The organism is Caldisalinibacter kiritimatiensis, assembly GCF_000387765.1.
GTDB classification, from domain to species: domain Bacteria; phylum Bacillota; class Clostridia; order Tissierellales; family Caldisalinibacteraceae; genus Caldisalinibacter; species Caldisalinibacter kiritimatiensis.
On the sequence record NZ_ARZA01000074.1, the window covers coordinates 1 to 1,655 of the forward strand.

The window sequence follows — 1,655 nt, forward strand, 5'->3', positions numbered from 1 at the left end:
TTAAAATAAATATATACAATATCTATTATATGATAAATTTAAATTATTCGCCAATGTTATCTATAAATTTATTATTACTCTTATTTTTATCTATATATATAGTTTCTCCCGGTTTTACCATTTTTAATTCTTCTCTGGCAACTCTTTCAATATATTCCTCTATATGCTCAGGAGATTCTATGAGCTGCATTTCCTTTTCCATTTCTAAAATTTGGTCATTTAATTGCTCTACAATCTTCCTTTTCTCATTCTTTTCTTCGTTTAATTTTTTTAGCATTGATTGCTGATTGATAAAAACAGAAGATATGTATATGATAAAACCTAATACGATAAGATATCTTATTTTAAATAATTTTTTCTTTTTTCTTTTAGCCATATATCTCCCATCCTTATGTAGTATTTACATTATAACTTGTCCTTTATTTAATTATACTTATACATATGTAAAAAAGTTTCTTACTAATTTGAATGCTGGTTCTACTAACCACTTCTAACTACTAGATGCTTATATAATATACATTTTCTATATTTTTTTCAATATACCTTTATTTTTTTTGTAAAATAAACTTTGTATATTTCTTTATATCTTTTACGATTCTAGCTGGCAACTTTAATATTCTTTTTACTTTCCTTATAATTTTTTTTACTTCAGATGATACTTTTTTATAAGGTCTATATAATAAGTTTGCCAAAATTTTTATAGGCCACAACAATATATCTAAAAGTATCTTTAAAAACTTTATAATAGCTTTTACTATATATACAAGTATTTTTATAACTATTTTACTTAACAATTTATTGTATACTATTGCACCTGATACAAAGCCTAAAAATACATATCCTCTTATTTCTCCCCAATTACTAAATATCAAAATAAAAAGTGCTATAAACGATACAATAATCCAAAATACTAAATCCTCTATAAAAGTAGCTATCTTTTTAGGTTTTGAATAGTATCTAAATATCCTATATAAATCGTAAATAAATCCTATTATTATACCTCCATAAAATGTGGTAAAAAATATATAAACCTGTTCATGTATTGAGTTCTCCATATAATCACCTCTAGACAAAGCATTAATATATGTATCATTGTATTTATTTTCTACACAAATTTAAAACCAATGGTATATACCATCGGCTTTACTTAAACATTTTTCCTAGAAGTCCACTTCCCTTTGATTTTGAAAGGTCTTTATTTGTATAAGTTATACTGTTGACAATACCTTCAATTGTTACATTACCATCTTCTAAATTTAGTTTGCTTATATTTAATTCATTTCCTTTAATAATCATTGCACCTTTTACAGTAGCTAATGTTATTGATGTTTCATTAAAGTTATCAACATGCTCTACGCCTGATATGCTAAGCTTTTCTCTATTTTCTAATATAACATTTTGCCTACTATTTACTGCCTTTTTTTCGTTCATCCCCCTTACCCCCTATATTCGCTTCTGTTACAAATTTATGTATTTAAAACAGGTTTTATGACTGAATAAAACAAATTCGACTTAGTCAATTTGTTAGTTATTAGTTCGTTGTTAGTAGTTAGTAGCTTTTCAGTCAGTTCTCAGCTCTTAGTTCTTAGAAAAAATAGGCTATTCGCTGTTCGCCTTTCGCTTTTCGATAATAATTCTATAAACATTTTTTCTGC

3 protein-coding genes are annotated in these 1,655 nt (G+C 25.4%); all 3 read right to left on the bottom strand.

The genetic code is table 11. From position 1 onward, the window contains the following. Nucleotides 1-43: 43 nt before the first annotated feature. On the bottom strand, nt 44-376 hold the full coding sequence (locus L21TH_RS03825) for an FtsB family cell division protein (protein WP_006309436.1): 333 nt from the start codon (nt 374-376) through the stop codon (nt 44-46). Between the two features lie 169 nt (nt 377-545). Next, entirely contained in the window at nt 546-1,055 is a 510-nt protein-coding gene (gene yabQ / locus L21TH_RS03830; RefSeq protein ID WP_006309438.1) for a spore cortex biosynthesis protein YabQ, read from the bottom strand. 88 nt (nt 1,056-1,143) lie between these two features. Next, nucleotides 1,144-1,431, bottom strand: a complete 288-nt coding sequence (gene yabP / locus L21TH_RS03835; RefSeq protein ID WP_006309450.1) for a sporulation protein YabP — start codon at nt 1,429-1,431, stop codon at nt 1,144-1,146. Between the last annotated feature and the right edge of the window lie 224 nt (nt 1,432-1,655).